The sequence below is a fragment of the Erwinia sp. CGal63 genome (assembly GCF_037026505.1).
Classification (GTDB): Bacteria; Pseudomonadota; Gammaproteobacteria; order Enterobacterales; family Enterobacteriaceae; genus Erwinia.
The window spans coordinates 104115-117942 of sequence record NZ_JAKUMN010000004.1 but is presented as its reverse complement, the minus strand read 5'-3'; the positions used below and the strand labels follow the sequence as shown (position 1 = coordinate 117942).

The window sequence follows — 13828 nt, the reverse complement described above, 5'->3', positions numbered from 1 at the left end:
TCTCCTTTTCTCTAAATTAAAACTCTTTTTTCAGCCAGCTATTGATTCGCTTGAACCAGTTGCCCACTGAAGCTCTTTTTTCCACATCCGCCTCACCGCTAAGGTGAGACTCTTTTCCGTAGTGCAGCAGCCCGACAGCCGTCGAGTAGTAAGGCTCCTGCGCATAATCTGTTAAGCCAGTGATATTCAGCGGCTGGCCGATGCGCACCTGCGTATGGAACACGCGCTGCGCGCAGGCCGCCAGGCCTTCTATCTGCGCTGCGCCGCCGGTCAGTACGATGCCGGCGGCCAGATGGTGTTTGACGCCCTGTTGACGCAGTTGCTCCTGCAGCTGCAGGATCTCGTCGTTGACCAGGTTCAGCAGCTCGGTATAGCGTGGCTCGATAACCTCCGCCAGCGTCTGACGCTGCAGGCTGCGCGGCGGACGACCGCCGACGCTCGGCACCTCGACGTTTTCGTCTTTGCCGACAATGGAGCCCAGCGCGCAGCCGTGACGCACTTTGATTGCTTCCGCATCGGTCGGCGGCGTGCCGAACGCATAGGCGATGTCGCTGGTCACAACGTTCCCCGCATAAGGGATCACCTTGGTATGGCGCAGCGCACCGCCAGTATAGACGGCGATATCCATTGTGCCGCCGCCGACGTCCACAACGCAAACGCCGAGTTCACGTTCGTCTTCCGTCAGCACCGCGAAACTGGAAGCCAGACCGGCGAAAATCAGCTGGTCCACTTTCAGTCCGCATCTTTCGACAGCTTTAACGATGTTTTTCGCCATATCGTTGTGGCAGGTGATCAAATGTACCTTAGCCTGCATACGCACGCCCGATAAGCCTACCGGATTTTTGATCCCTTCCTGATAGTCGATCGCATACTCTTGCGGAATAACATGCAAAATTCGGTGTTCGTCACGAACACGCACGGATTTCGCGGTGTGCACAACGTTTTCCACATCTTCCTGGGTCACTTCTTCTTCCGAAATAGGAACCATCCCTATTTCGTTCTGACAGCTGATATGTTTTCCGGATAATGCCAGATAAACGGATGAAATCTGGCAATCCGCCATCAGTTCCGCCTGATCGATAGCGCGCTGCACGCATTTCACGACCGATTCCAGATCGTTAACGCCGCCTTTATCCATGCCACGGGAAGGACAGCTGCCCACGCCGATGATATTGACCATACCGTCGGGCAAAATTTCCCCTACCAAAGCGGCGACCTTCGCGGTGCCGATTTCCAGTCCAACTACCAGTTTTCTGTCCGTCGCCTTGATCATTGTTGTTTAACCTGTGCCTGATTCTGTTGCTTATTACCGTCAGTGGTCTGAATAAGTGGCGGTGCCCAGCCTACTGCCGCGCCAGAGTCGTATCGCAGGTCCACATAACCGATCCGCTTATTTTCCGCTTGCGCCTGCTGCTGCAGCGTTGGCCAGAGCTGAATGAAGCGTTTCAGCCGCTTCATATCCTCGTTGCGCCCCAGCTCCAGACGCGTATCGTCGTCCAGCACCAGCTGCCATGAACGCCGCGCCGTCATCGCCGCCGCCTTCAGCTTAAATTTTGCGGCGGCCAGCATCGCGTCCATCTGGTGCCAGCCTGCCAGCACCTCGGATTCGCTGCCTTCCGGCCCGTAGAGCATCACCATCTTCTCTTTACCGAGGTGATTAGCCGGCACGCTGAATGATTTACCGTTCGCATCAACGAGATGCAGGTCATTCCAGCGGGCAACCGGCACATATTCAACCAGATGAATCTTTAATTCGTCTGGCCACTGCTTGCGAACGCTGGCCTGCTGGATCCACGGCAGCCGTTCAATCTGCTGCTGGATGACGTCTACATCCTGCGACATGAAAGTCCCCGGCGCGCCCAGCGACAATATCGCCTGACGAATATCGTCGTTGGTGGTGTAGTGCATTTGCCCCGTCACCACCAGCTTCGACAGCGGCAGCCGTGAAGCGTCATTCATCCAGCGCACCACCACGTAGCCGCCTGCGGCCATAACGCCCAGCACTACCAGCAGGAACAGAATGCCGGCCAGCCGCGAGCCGTTGCTGCGGCCGGTACGCGCTTTTTCCTGCGCCTCGCGATTGCGAACATTCAAAGCGGCCTGGGACATATCAGTCCGCCAGTTCCAGAATGCGGGCTACCAGCCGGGAAAAACTCATACCCGCCTGCTTCGCGGCCATCGGCACCAGACTGTGGCTGGTCATGCCCGGAGAGGTATTTACCTCCAGCAGATAAAATCGACCATCGCCGCCCATCATGACATCGACGCGTCCCCAGCCGCTGCAGCCCAGCGCGCGCCAGGCCTTAATGACGATATCGCTCAGTTCCGCTTCCTGTTCAGCCGTTAAACCACTTGGGCAGAAGTATTGAGTATCGTCAGAAAAGTATTTAGCTTCATAGTCATAGAACTCAGAAACCACCTGAATGCGAATAGAAGGCAGAATATCTTCGCCCACTACCGCTACGGTGTATTCCGGGCCGCTTAAAAAAGCTTCGACCAGCACATCGTCGTCATGGCGGAATGCCTCTTCCAGCGCGGCCTGAAGCGAGCCAGCCTCGTTGACGCGGCTGATGCCGACGCTGGAGCCTTCGCAGCTTGGCTTGACGAAAACCGGCAGGCCAAGCGCGGCGATGCGCGAACGAATCTCCTCGTTCAGGCCGGCGTCCATCTCTTTACGGGTGATCGCCACATAGGGCGCCACCGGCAGGCCGCAGCCGGCCCACAAACATTTGGTGCGCAGCTTGTCCATGGTAATAGCGGAAGCCATAACGCCACTGCCGGTATAGGGGATATCCAGGAACTCCAGCACGCCCTGTAAGGTGCCATCTTCGCCGCCGCGACCGTGCAGCGCGATAAAGGCTTTATCAAAGCCTTCCTCTTTCAGGCGCGTCACCGGGAAATCGCGGATATCGACGGCGTGCGCGTTGATGCCGGCTTCAATCAGTCCGGCCAGCACCGCGTTGCCGGACATTAAAGAGACTTCGCGTTCCGCAGAAGTGCCACCCAGCAATACCGCTACTTTCTCAGCCATGATGATTACCTTCTTTCGTCTGCGGTTGTAACTTTTGCTCAGCCAGGCTGCGGGCTATGCGTCCCACGTTGCCCGCGCCCTGCACCAGAATCAAATCGTTGCCGTTAAGCTTTGGCGCCAGCATCTCCGCCACCGCCTCATGGTCCGATACCAGGATAGGATCGACCTTGCCACGTCCGCGAATGGTGCGGCAAAGCGAACGGCTGTCCGCGCCCGGAATTGGCGTTTCGCCAGCGGAATAAACGTCCAGCATCAGCAGCACATCTACCTGCGACAGCACGTTGGCGAAATCATCATAAAGATCGCGGGTGCGCGTGTAGCGGTGCGGCTGGAAAATCATTACCAGCTGTTTATCCGGCCAGCCCGCGCGGGCCGCTTTGATGGTGGCGTCCACTTCCGTCGGATGATGGCCATAGTCGTCTACCAGCATCGCGGTGCCCTGCACGCCATTGACTTCCTGCAGCGGGTATTCCCCCAGAAAATCGAAGCGGCGCCCGGTACCCTGGAAACTCTCCAGCGCGCTGAGGATCTCTTCGTCGTCGATCCCCTCTTCCGTAGCGACGGCGACTGCCGCGGCGGCGTTCAGCGCATTGTGACGACCGGGCGCGTTCAGCGTGACGCGCATCAGCGGCTTATCATGGCGAGCCAGCGTAAAGTGGCCCTGCGCGCCATGCTGCTCGTAGCTGGCGATGCGCACATCGGCATCTTCGCTGAAGCCGTAAGTGGTAATTTGCCGTCCGATGCGCGGGATCAAATCGCGGATTACCGCGTCATCGACGCACACCACCGCCCGGCCGTAAAACGGCAGATTATGCAGGAAGTTGATAAAGGTCTGCTTCAGGTTTTCGAAGTCGCCCTGATAGGTATCCATATGATCGGCTTCGATATTGGTAACGATAGCCACCATCGGCTGCAGATGCAGGAAGGAAGCGTCGCTCTCGTCCGCTTCGGCAATCAGATAGCGGCTACTGCCGAGACGCGCGTGCGTGCCCGCAGCCTTAACCAGACCGCCGTTGACAAAGGTCGGATCCAGGCCGCCTTCCGCATAGATGCTGGAAACCATCGCCGTGGTGGTGGTTTTGCCATGCGTGCCGGCGACGGCGATGCCGTGACGGAAACGCATCAGCTCGGCCAGCATTTCTGCGCGGCGGATCACCGGGATACGCGCTTCGCGCGCCGCGATAATTTCCGGGTTGTCCTGCGACACCGCCGTTGAAACTACCACCACGCTGGCGTCGCTGACGTTCTCAGGGCGATGGTTAAAATAGATAGTGGCGCCAAGCGCGCTCAGATGCTGTGTTACGGCGTTCGGCGCCAGATCGGAACCGCTGATTTCATAGCCTTCGTTCGCCAACACTTCGGCAATACCGCCCATGCCGGCACCGCCGATGCCAACAAAGTGAATGTGCCGGACGCGACGCATCTCGGGCACGATTGAACGCAGTTTCGCCAGTTGTTGTGTATTCATCTCTTTTTGCCTGTCGGTGCCTTACGCACCCTGTTCCGGGACAACTAATCGTCCTGTGCTATAACGCCGCTTTGCTGACTTCGGCTGCCACTCGTTCGGTCGCGTCCGGTATCGCTACGGCACGGGCCTTCGCCGCCATCGCCATCAGCGTTGGGCGATCCCATGCGGCCAGCGTCTGCGCCACGGTGTCAGCCGTAAATTGCGGCTGCTCGTAAATTTTCGCCGCGCCCGCTTTTTCCAGCGGCAGCGCGTTCCAGTACTGCTGGCGATCTTTATGCTGAAACGGCACGAAAATAGCCGGCAATCCTGCAGCGGCCACTTCGCTGACCGTCAGCGCGCCGGAACGGCAAACGATCGCGTCCGCCCAGGCGTAGGCTGCCGCCATATCGTCGATAAACTCGGTGACCTTATGCTGCGTCTGTCCGACCGCGCGATAGGCTTCGTTGACTTCCGCCAGCGCGCCTTTGCCGGTCTGATGCCACAAAGTAATGCTGTCGCCCAGTTTCGCGGCCACCTGAGGCAGAGTCTGATTCAGCACGCGAGCGCCCTGACTGCCGCCAATCACCAGCACGCGTACTGGCCCGCTGCGATCGGCCATCCGTTCGCCGGGCAGCGGCAACGCAAGCACATCAGTGCGCACCGGGTTGCCGACTACGTCCGCATCCGGAAACGCGCCGGGAAAGGCCTGCATAACCTTTTTAGCGATTTTCGCCAGCCATTTGTTGGTCAGGCCGGCGATGCCGTTTTGCTCATGCAGCACCACCGGAATACCGCAGCTCCAGGCCGCCAGACCGCCAGGCCCGGAGACGTAACCGCCCATGCCCAGCACCACGTCAGGCTTATACGCCTTCATAATGGCTCTGGCCTGGCGCACCGCGTTAAAAATCCGCAGCGGCGCGGCAAGCAGCGCTTTCAGCCCTTTGCCGCGCAGGCCGCTGATGCGAATAAAATCGATATCGATGCCGTGTTTCGGCACCAGATCGGCCTCCATACGGTCGGCCGTGCCGAGCCAGCGCACCTGCCAGCCCTGCGCCATCAGATGGTGCGCGACCGCCAGACCGGGGAAAACGTGTCCTCCGGTGCCGCCGGCCATAACCATCAGTCGCTTCCCTTTCATCGACTACCTCGCGTAAACGCCTGGGCTTTAGCCAGACGCGTTTCATAATCTATGCGTAACAAAAATACGATGGCGGTGGACATAATGATCAGGCTGGAGCCGCCGTAACTGATCAGCGGCAGCGTCAGGCCTTTAGTCGGCAGCATCCCCGCCGCCGCGCCAACGTTAACCAGCGCCTGGAAGCTGAACCAGACGCCGATGGAGCATCCCAAAAAACCCGCGAAGCGCTGGTCGAGCTCCAGCGCGCGGCGCCCGATGGACATCGCGCGAAAAGCGACGAAGAATACCATTAACAGCGCCAAAACCACACCGATATAACCCAGTTCTTCCCCAATAATCGAGAAGATAAAATCGGTATGCGCTTCCGGTAAATACTCCAGTTTCTGCACCGAGTTACCCAGGCCCTGCCCCCAGAATTCGCCGCGGCCAAACGCCATCAGCGACTGGGTTAGCTGGTAGCCGCTACCGAAGGGATCTTCCCACGGGTTCCAGAAAGAGGTCACGCGGCGCATACGGTAAGGCTCGGCGATAATCAGCAGGCAAACGGCAAAGATGCCGGAGCCGATAATTGCCAAAAACTGCCATAATTTGGCGCCCGCCAGGAACAGCATCGCCAGCGTAGTGACGAACAGCACCACCACGGTGCCGAGATCGGGCTGCGCCAGCAGCAGCACCGCCAGCACCACCATCACGCCCATCGGCTTACAGAAGCCCCAAAAGTTGTTGCGCACCTCATCCACTTTGCGCACCAGATAGCTGGCGAGATAGCAGAACAGCGAAAGTTTGGAAAGTTCTGCGGGCTGGATACGCAGCGGGCCAAGCGCAATCCAGCGCGACGCACCGTTTACCGAGCTGCCCACGACCAGCACGATCAGCAGCATCATTACCGTGACCAGCAGCATGATATTGCTGTAGCGCTGCCAGAAAGCCATCGGCACGCGCAGCGTCACCAGGCCGATGCCGAACGCCAGCACGATATAGAAAGCGTCGCGCTTGGCAAAGTAGAAAGGATCGTCAGAGAGACGCTGGCCGACCGGCATGGAGGCTGAAGTCACCATCACAAAGCCGATAATCGCCAGGCCGATGGTCAGCCAGAGCAGCGTGCGATCGTAGAGCACCATAGTGCTGGCGTCGTTCTCACGCGACCCCATTACCCACTCTTTCAGATGTTCCGTCAGCCAGTTAGCCAGGCTCAGTCCGGGTACGCGCATCATCCCAGCTCCTTTGCCAGTTGAGTAAAGATATCGCCGCGCTGCTCGAAGTTTTTAAACTGGTCGAGGCTGGCGCAGGCTGGCGACAGCAGTACCATATCGCCCGGCTGCACTTTGGCGGCGATCTGCCGCATCGCTTCCTGCAGGGTTTCGGTTTGCGTCGCGATTTCCGGACGCAGCGCCGCCAGCGCGGCCGCGTCCCGTCCAAAGCAGTACATTTTGAGGTTGTCGCGCTGCAGATAGCGGGTCAGCGGGCTGAAGTCGGCGGATTTGCCGTCGCCGCCCAGCAGCAGCCAGAGCGTACCTTTGACTTCAAGGCCGCTCAGCGCCGCTTCGGTACTGCCGACATTGGTGGCTTTGGAGTCATTAATCCAGCGAACGCCGTTACGATCGAACGCCAGCTGGAAGCGGTGCGCCAGGCCGGTAAAAGTGGTCAGCGCTTTCAGACTGGAGGCGCGCGGCAGGCCAACGGCGTCGGCCAAAGCCAGCGCCGCCAACGCGTTGGTGTAGTTATGCTGGCCAACCAGCGACATTTCCGCCGTGTTCAGCACTTTCTCACCCTTCACGCGCAGCCACGTACTGCCCTGCTGGCGCGTCAGGTGGTAGTCGCCCACGTCCACACCGAAGCTGACGCAGCGTTTATCCGCGCCGCGTACCGGCATGGTCATCGCGTCATCCGCGTTAACCACGCAGACTTCAGCCTGCTCGTAGATGCGCAGCTTGGCCGCACGATACTGCTGCATACCGAACGGATAGCGATCCATATGATCTTCCGTCACGTTCAGAATGGTGGCTGCAGCCGCTTTCAGGCTGTGGGTCGTCTCCAGCTGAAAGCTGGAAAGTTCCAGCACGTAAAGCTGCGCAGGCTTATCCAGCAGCATCAGCGCCGGCAGACCAATATTGCCGCCAACGCCAACCTGCCAGCCAGCCGCCTTCGCCATTTCGCCTACCAGCGTGGTAACGGTGCTTTTACCGTTAGAGCCGGTAATGGCGACGATGGGCGCCTGCGCCTCGCGGCAGAACAGTTCGATATCGCCGATAATCTCCACGCCTGCTTTCGCCGCCGCCGTCAGTGAAGGATGCGACAGCGCCAAACCGGGGCTGGCGATAATCAGATCGGCAGTCTGTAGCCAGTCGTCATTCAGCGAGCCGAGCCAGCGCTCGACGCCTGCAGGCAGCTTTTCCAGCCCTGGCGGCACGATTCGGGTATCCATTACGCGCGGCGTAACGCCACGCGCTAAAAAGAAGTCAACGCACGATTGTCCGGTCAGCCCCAGACCAATAATGACAACTTTTTTCCCCTGATAATCAGCCATCGTTACCGCACCTTCAGCGTCGCCAGGCCAATCAGCACCAGCATCAGTGAAATAATCCAGAAGCGCACGATCACGCGCGGCTCCGGCCAGCCTTTAAGCTCATAATGGTGATGGATAGGCGCCATGCGGAAAATGCGCTGGCCGCGCAGCTTGAAGGAGCCGACCTGCAGGATCACCGACAGGGTTTCCACCACGAAGACGCCGCCCATAATCACCAGCAGGAACTCCTGGCGTAGCAGCACGGCGATAGTGCCGAGCGCGCCGCCCAGCGCCAGCGATCCCACGTCGCCCATAAATACCTGAGCCGGATAGGTGTTGAACCATAAAAAGCCCAGCCCGGCGCCGACGATCGCCGTACAGACGATCACCAGTTCGCCCGCATGGCGCAGATAGGGAATATGCAGATAGTTGGCGAAGTTCATATTACCGGTCGCCCATGCAACCAGCGCGAAACCGGCGGCTACAAACACGGTCGGCATAATCGCCAGGCCATCCAGACCGTCGGTCAGGTTTACCGCGTTGCCGGTGCCGACAATCACAAAGTAGGCGAGCAGCACGTAAAAAAGCCCAAGCTGCGGCATGATATCCTTGAAGAAAGGCACTACCAGCTGTGTCGCCGGCGTTCCTTTGCCTGTCGCATAAAGCGTGAAGGCGACGCCCAGCGAAATCACCGACATCCAGAAGTATTTCCAGCGCGCGATCAGCCCTTTAGTGTCTTTGCGCACCACTTTGCGATAGTCATCCACAAAGCCGATAATGCCGAAGCCTACCAGCACCACCAGCACGCACCAGACGTAAGGGTTGGAGGGATAGGCCCACATCAGCACCGAAACGGTGATGGAAAACAGGATCATAATGCCGCCCATCGTCGGCGTGCCGCGCTTGCTGAAGTGCGATTCCGGGCCGTCGTTACGCACTACCTGACCAAAGGAGAGCTCCTGCAGGCGGGCGATCATGCGCGGCCCCATCCACAACGAGATAAACAGGGCGGTCAGCAGGCTGACGATGGCGCGAAACGTCAGATAGGAAAAGACGTTAAAGCCTGAATAAAAAGTGACCAGATGTTCGGCCAGCCAGACTAGCATGTTCCTTTCTCCTGTAAGCTCTGTACTACCTGCTCCATGGCGGCACTACGTGAACCCTTAACTAAAACGGTAATAACGGGCTGCTCCGCCAGCAGCGTTCGCAAACGCGCCGTGGCGGCAGCCTTATCGGTAAAATGTTCGCCCGCGCCGCTGGCTTCGCTGATAGCTCGACTCAAAACGCCTACGCTGATCACTTTGTCGATACCGGCGCGCCGCGCCGCCTCGCCCACTTCCCGATGGCAGGCTTCGGCTTCATCGCCCAGCTCCGCCATATCGCCCACGACCATCACGCGGTAACCGGGCATCTCTGCCAGCACCTGAGCCGCAGCGGTCATCGAACCGACGTTGGCGTTATAGCTGTCGTCCAGCAGCAGCTTGTTTTCCGCCAGCAGTAGCGGGAAAAGGCGGCCAGGCACGGCTTTAAGCTGGCTGAGTCCTTGCTGAATGGCCTCAAGGGAGGCACCGACGGAGAGCGCCAGCGCCGCCGCTGCCAGCGCGTTGGCGATATTATGACGGCCAGGCAGCGGCAGATGGATGGTCACGCTGCCCTCTGGCGTTTTCATCAGAAAATGCGTGCCCTGGCTGGTGATGCGCACTTCGCTGGCGGAAAAGTCGCTCTCTGCCTGCGGCTGCGGCGAAAAACGCCAGACTCTTTTGCCCGCCAGCAGCGGCTGCCAGTTGGCCCGATCGTTGCTATCGGCGTTGAGAATAGCGGTGCCGTTCTCCGGCAACCCCTGAAAAATTTCGCCTTTGGCTTTCGCTACGCCAGCCAGTGAACCGAATCCTTCCAGATGCGCCGCCGCCAGGTTATTGACCAGCGCCGTTTCCGGACGCGTCAGAGAAGTGGTATAAGCGATTTCACCCTGGTGGTTGGCGCCCAGTTCAATCACCGCATACTGGTGTTCTGCGGTCAGGCGCAGCAGCGTAAGCGGCACGCCGATATCGTTGTTCAGGTTGCCTGCGGTATAGAGCGTTTCACCGCACTGGCGCAGAATGGCCGCCGTCATCTCTTTCACCGAGGTTTTGCCGGAAGAGCCGGTCAGCGCAACCACGCGAGCCGATGACTGCTGGCGTACCCAGCCTGCCAGCTGTCCCAGCGCAAGCCGCGTATCTTTCACCACGACCTGCGGCACCGCTACAGGTAAGTGCTTACCGACCAACAGAGCCGCCGAACCCGCGGCTATCGCATCGCCGACCAGTTCGTGCGCGTCAAAGCGTTCGCCTTTCAGCGCGATAAACAGGCAGCCCGCGCTAACCTTGCGTGTGTCAGTGGTTACTTCGCTAAAGGTAAGGTCGCTGCCGAAGAGTTCGCCGCCGGTGACCTCGGCCAGCTTTTGCAGGGAAAGCGCGATCATGCCATCACCCCCAGCAGACGCGCCACGGTATCCCGGTCGGAGTAATCCAGCCGGCGATTGCCGACAATTTGATAATCTTCATGGCCTTTACCTGCAACCAGCACGATATCCTCTTCTTTAGCCTGCATAATGACGTTAGTGACCGCTTGCGCGCGTCCGGCGATAACGTGAGCGCGGCCCGGATCGAGCAGCCCGGTCAGCACGTCGGCGACTATCGCTGCGGGATCTTCGCTGCGCGGGTTGTCGTCGGTGATAACCACCACGTCGGAAAATTGTTCGGCGATGGCGCCCATCAGCGGACGCTTGCCTTTATCGCGATCGCCGCCGCAGCCGAAGACGCACCACAGCTTGCCCTTGCAGTGCAGGCGCGCGGCCTCCAGCGCTTTTTCCAGCGCATCCGGCGTATGGGCGTAATCCACTACCACGGTTGGTTTCGCTGGCGCGCTGAACACTTCCATGCGGCCGGTAACCGGCTGTAGCTGATTGCCGGTAGCGGCTAAATCGGCCAGCGGATAGCCGAGCGCCAGCAGCGTCGCCAGCGCTACCAACAGGTTGCTGACGTTGAAAGCGCCCATCAGACGGCTCTGCAGTTCGCCGCCGCCCCAGCTTGAGTCGAAGCGGATAGCGGCGCCGTTATCGTGATAGTTCACTTCCGTGGCTTTCAGCCAGCGGCCATGCCAGCCCGGCTGCAGATTATTTTCCATCGTCACGGCGACGGCGTCGGGCAGTTTTTCCAGCCAGCGGCGGCCCGCTTCGTCATCGACGTTAATAATCGCCTGGCCGACCAGATGTTCGGAGAAAAGCAGCCATTTAGCGGATTCATAGCGAGTCATATCGCCATGATAGTCAAGATGATCGCGGCTGAGGTTGGTAAAGGCCGCAGCGGCAAAAGGCAGCGCGGCTACGCGGTGCTGCACCAGACCGTGGGAGGAAACCTCCATCGCGGCCAGCGTCGCGCCCTGCTCAACCAGCGAAGCCAGCGTTTGCTGTACTTCTACCGCAGAACCGGTGGTGTTTTCGACCGGCTTAAGACGCCCATAAAGGCCGTTGCCGGTGGTGCCCATCACCGCGCCGGTTTCGCCCAGCAGCTGCGCCCATTGCGCCAGCAGCTGAGTGGTAGTGGTTTTGCCGTTAGTGCCGGTAACGCCGATCAGGCGCAGCTTTTCGCCCGGCTGCTGATAAAAACGGCCGGCCAGCGCGGAGAGTCGCTGATTCAGCTGCGCCAGATAAATAACGGGTACGCCGTGCTGGCTGACGATATCGCCATCTTCCGCCTCGCCTTCCGCTTCAGCAATGACGGCCGCTACGCCCTGAGCGATAGCCTGGGGAATAAAACGACGGCCATCGACCGCGTGGCCTTTCACGGCGACAAAGAGATCGCCGGCAGCCGCCTGGCGACTGTCCAGAATCATGTCACGCAGCGGCAGCGAAGGCGCGGCAGGCACCCAGGGCGCCAGTAAATCGCGCAAATTACGATCTGTCACTTGATCCCTCACTTCTGTTGTCTGCCACCTCGTTTTTTTCAACGACAGGCAGCGCATCAGGTTCAATATTCATGGTGCGCAACACACCGCCCATAATGGCGCCAAAGACCGGAGCGGAAACCGCGCCGCCGTAATATTTGCCGGCCTGTGGATCGTTAATCACCACAACCAGAGCGAAACGGGGACGGCTCGCCGGCGCCACGCCAGCGGTGTAAGCGATATATTTGTTGACGTAGCGACCGTCCGGCCCGACTTTCTTCGCGGTACCGGTTTTAATAGCGATACGATAGCCCTTAATGGCCGCTTTTACGCCGCCGCCGCCGGGCAGCGCCACGCTCTCCATCATGTGCATCACGGTGCGCACCAGCTCTTCAGGAAAAACGCGCTGTCCGCCGACGGGCGGATCGACTTTGGTGATCGACAACGGACGATAAAGCCCATAGCTGCCGATCGTGGCGTAGACTCGCGCTAACTGTAACGGCGTTACCATTAGCCCGTAGCCGAAAGAAAAGGTGGCCCTCTCTATGTCAGACCACCGTTGTTTTTGGGGATACAAGCCACTGCTTTCTCCGACAAGTCCCAGATTGGTCGGCTTGCCCAGCCCAAAGCGCGAGTAGGTTTCTACCAGCGCCGAGGACGGCATCGCTAACGCCAGCCTGGAAACGCCGACGTTACTCGATTTTTGTAGCACTCCGGTCAGGGTCAGTTCGTTATAGCGCGCCACGTCTTTGATCTCGTGGCCGTTGATCCGGTAAGGCACCGTGTTCAGCACGCTGCTTTCGCGCACCACGCCGCGCTGCAGCGCAGTCATCACCACCATCGGCTTCACCGTGGAACCGGGTTCGAAAATATCGGTAATGGCGCGGTTGCGCATCACGTCTTTGGTGGTGCCGGTAAGGTTATTGGGGTTATAGGCAGGACTATTGGCCATCGCCAGTACTTCGCCGGTGTTAACGTCCACCAGTACGGCAGTGCCCGATTCCGCTTTGTTAAACGCCACGGCGTTATTCAGCTCGCGGTAGACCAGCGCCTGCAAACGTTCATCAATGCTCAGCGCGAGGTTGTGAGCAGCACGGCTGTCTACAGAGGAGACGTCTTCAATTACGCGGCCATGCCTGTCTTTACGCACGGTGCGTTCGCCCGGTTCGCCGGTCAGCCATTTATCGAAGCTTTTTTCCACGCCTTCGATGCCCTGGCCGTCGATATTGGTAAAGCCGATCAGATGCGACGTGACCTGGCCTGCCGGATAGTAACGACGCGACTCTTCACGTAAAAAGATGCCGGGAAGCTTGAGCTTTTTGATGTAGTCGCCGATGGCGGGATTGACCTGGCGCGCCAGATAAACAAAGCGGCCTTTGGGATTAGCGTTAACGCGGTTCGCCAGCTGATCCAGCGGAATAGAGAGCGCATCGGATAACGCCTGCCAGCGGCTGTCTAAAGTGATACCGCCTTTGGCGTTCAGCTCTTTAGGATCGGCCCAAACGGCGTTGACCGGCACGCTGACGGCCAGCGGACGTCCGGCGCGGTCGGTAATCATCCCGCGCGAGGTCGGCACAGCCTGCACACGCAGCGAACGCATATCGCCTTCGCGCACCAGTTTATCCGGGTTGATAACCTGCAGATAAGCCATACGCGCCAGCAGGCCGCCCAGCGCCACCAGAATACAGCCGCACAACAACGCAAAACGCCAGCTGACAAAGCTGGCCTGATCTTCCTGACGTTTTGTCTTAAGCGTCTTAACTGCGGCTTTCATTTATGCCC

11 protein-coding genes are annotated in these 13828 nt (G+C 59.2%); all 11 read right to left on the bottom strand.

The features are described 5' to 3' along the window. Positions 1-16 precede the first annotated feature (16 nt). From ftsA to MKZ79_RS13940, 11 genes are read right to left on the bottom strand one after another with little or no spacing between them, the layout of a single operon-like run. Positions 17-1273, bottom strand: a complete 1257-nt coding sequence (gene ftsA, locus MKZ79_RS13990; RefSeq protein WP_336142995.1) for a cell division protein FtsA — start codon at positions 1271-1273, stop codon at positions 17-19. Continuing rightward, entirely contained in the window at positions 1270-2109 is an 840-nt protein-coding gene (gene ftsQ / locus MKZ79_RS13985) for a cell division protein FtsQ (RefSeq protein ID WP_336142994.1), read from the bottom strand. Before ftsQ ends, ftsA begins: the two co-directional genes overlap by 4 nt. Before the next feature lies 1 nt (position 2110). Continuing rightward, positions 2111-3031 (bottom strand): D-alanine--D-alanine ligase, encoded by a 921-nt coding sequence (locus MKZ79_RS13980; protein ID WP_336142993.1) that lies wholly within the window; start codon positions 3029-3031, stop codon positions 2111-2113. Beyond that, entirely contained in the window at positions 3024-4499 is a 1476-nt protein-coding gene (murC, locus tag MKZ79_RS13975) for a UDP-N-acetylmuramate--L-alanine ligase (RefSeq protein WP_336142992.1), read from the bottom strand. The genes MKZ79_RS13980 and murC overlap by 8 nt, the downstream gene beginning before the upstream one ends. Before the next feature lie 58 nt (positions 4500-4557). Beyond that, a complete protein-coding gene (gene murG / locus MKZ79_RS13970) occupies positions 4558-5616 on the bottom strand; it encodes an undecaprenyldiphospho-muramoylpentapeptide beta-N-acetylglucosaminyltransferase (protein ID WP_336142990.1) in 1059 nt (352 codons plus the stop codon). Continuing rightward, complete coding sequence (gene ftsW, locus MKZ79_RS13965) at positions 5613-6827, bottom strand: cell division protein FtsW (protein ID WP_336143368.1); 1215 nt, start codon at positions 6825-6827, stop codon at positions 5613-5615. The genes murG and ftsW overlap by 4 nt, the downstream gene beginning before the upstream one ends. Continuing rightward, complete coding sequence (gene murD / locus MKZ79_RS13960; protein WP_336142989.1) at positions 6827-8143, bottom strand: UDP-N-acetylmuramoyl-L-alanine--D-glutamate ligase; 1317 nt, start codon at positions 8141-8143, stop codon at positions 6827-6829. Before murD ends, ftsW begins: the two co-directional genes overlap by 1 nt. 2 nt (positions 8144-8145) lie before the next feature. Beyond that, the gene (gene mraY, locus MKZ79_RS13955; protein ID WP_336142988.1) at positions 8146-9228 is read right to left on the bottom strand and encodes a phospho-N-acetylmuramoyl-pentapeptide-transferase; all 1083 of its coding nucleotides are present in this window, start codon (positions 9226-9228) and stop codon (positions 8146-8148) included. Then, a complete protein-coding gene (murF, locus tag MKZ79_RS13950) occupies positions 9222-10583 on the bottom strand; it encodes a UDP-N-acetylmuramoyl-tripeptide--D-alanyl-D-alanine ligase (RefSeq protein WP_336142987.1) in 1362 nt (453 codons plus the stop codon). Before murF ends, mraY begins: the two co-directional genes overlap by 7 nt. Next, positions 10580-12067, bottom strand: coding sequence for a UDP-N-acetylmuramoyl-L-alanyl-D-glutamate--2,6-diaminopimelate ligase (gene murE, locus MKZ79_RS13945; RefSeq protein WP_336142986.1), 1488 nt, complete (start codon positions 12065-12067; stop codon positions 10580-10582). The genes murF and murE overlap by 4 nt, the downstream gene beginning before the upstream one ends. Beyond that, positions 12054-13820, bottom strand: coding sequence for a peptidoglycan glycosyltransferase FtsI (locus tag MKZ79_RS13940; protein ID WP_336142985.1), 1767 nt, complete (start codon positions 13818-13820; stop codon positions 12054-12056). Before MKZ79_RS13940 ends, murE begins: the two co-directional genes overlap by 14 nt. Positions 13821-13828: the final 8 nt, after the last annotated feature.

What these genes read in the sequence shown, in the direction of transcription:
- ftsA (WP_336142995.1), bottom strand. Translation starts at nt 1,273, where the DNA reads ATGATCAAGGCGACGGACAGAAAACTGGTAGTTGGACTGGAAATCGGC.
- ftsQ (WP_336142994.1), bottom strand. Translation starts at nt 2,109, where the DNA reads ATGTCCCAGGCCGCTTTGAATGTTCGCAATCGCGAGGCGCAGGAAAAA.
- MKZ79_RS13980 (WP_336142993.1), bottom strand. Translation starts at nt 3,031, where the DNA reads ATGGCTGAGAAAGTAGCGGTATTGCTGGGTGGCACTTCTGCGGAACGC.
- murC (WP_336142992.1), bottom strand. Translation starts at nt 4,499, where the DNA reads ATGAATACACAACAACTGGCGAAACTGCGTTCAATCGTGCCCGAGATG.
- murG (WP_336142990.1), bottom strand. Translation starts at nt 5,616, where the DNA reads ATGAAAGGGAAGCGACTGATGGTTATGGCCGGCGGCACCGGAGGACAC.
- ftsW (WP_336143368.1), bottom strand. Translation starts at nt 6,827, where the DNA reads ATGCGCGTACCCGGACTGAGCCTGGCTAACTGGCTGACGGAACATCTG.
- murD (WP_336142989.1), bottom strand. Translation starts at nt 8,143, where the DNA reads ATGGCTGATTATCAGGGGAAAAAAGTTGTCATTATTGGTCTGGGGCTG.
- mraY (WP_336142988.1), bottom strand. Translation starts at nt 9,228, where the DNA reads ATGCTAGTCTGGCTGGCCGAACATCTGGTCACTTTTTATTCAGGCTTT.
- murF (WP_336142987.1), bottom strand. Translation starts at nt 10,583, where the DNA reads ATGATCGCGCTTTCCCTGCAAAAGCTGGCCGAGGTCACCGGCGGCGAA.
- MKZ79_RS13940 (WP_336142985.1), bottom strand. Translation starts at nt 13,820, where the DNA reads ATGAAAGCCGCAGTTAAGACGCTTAAGACAAAACGTCAGGAAGATCAG.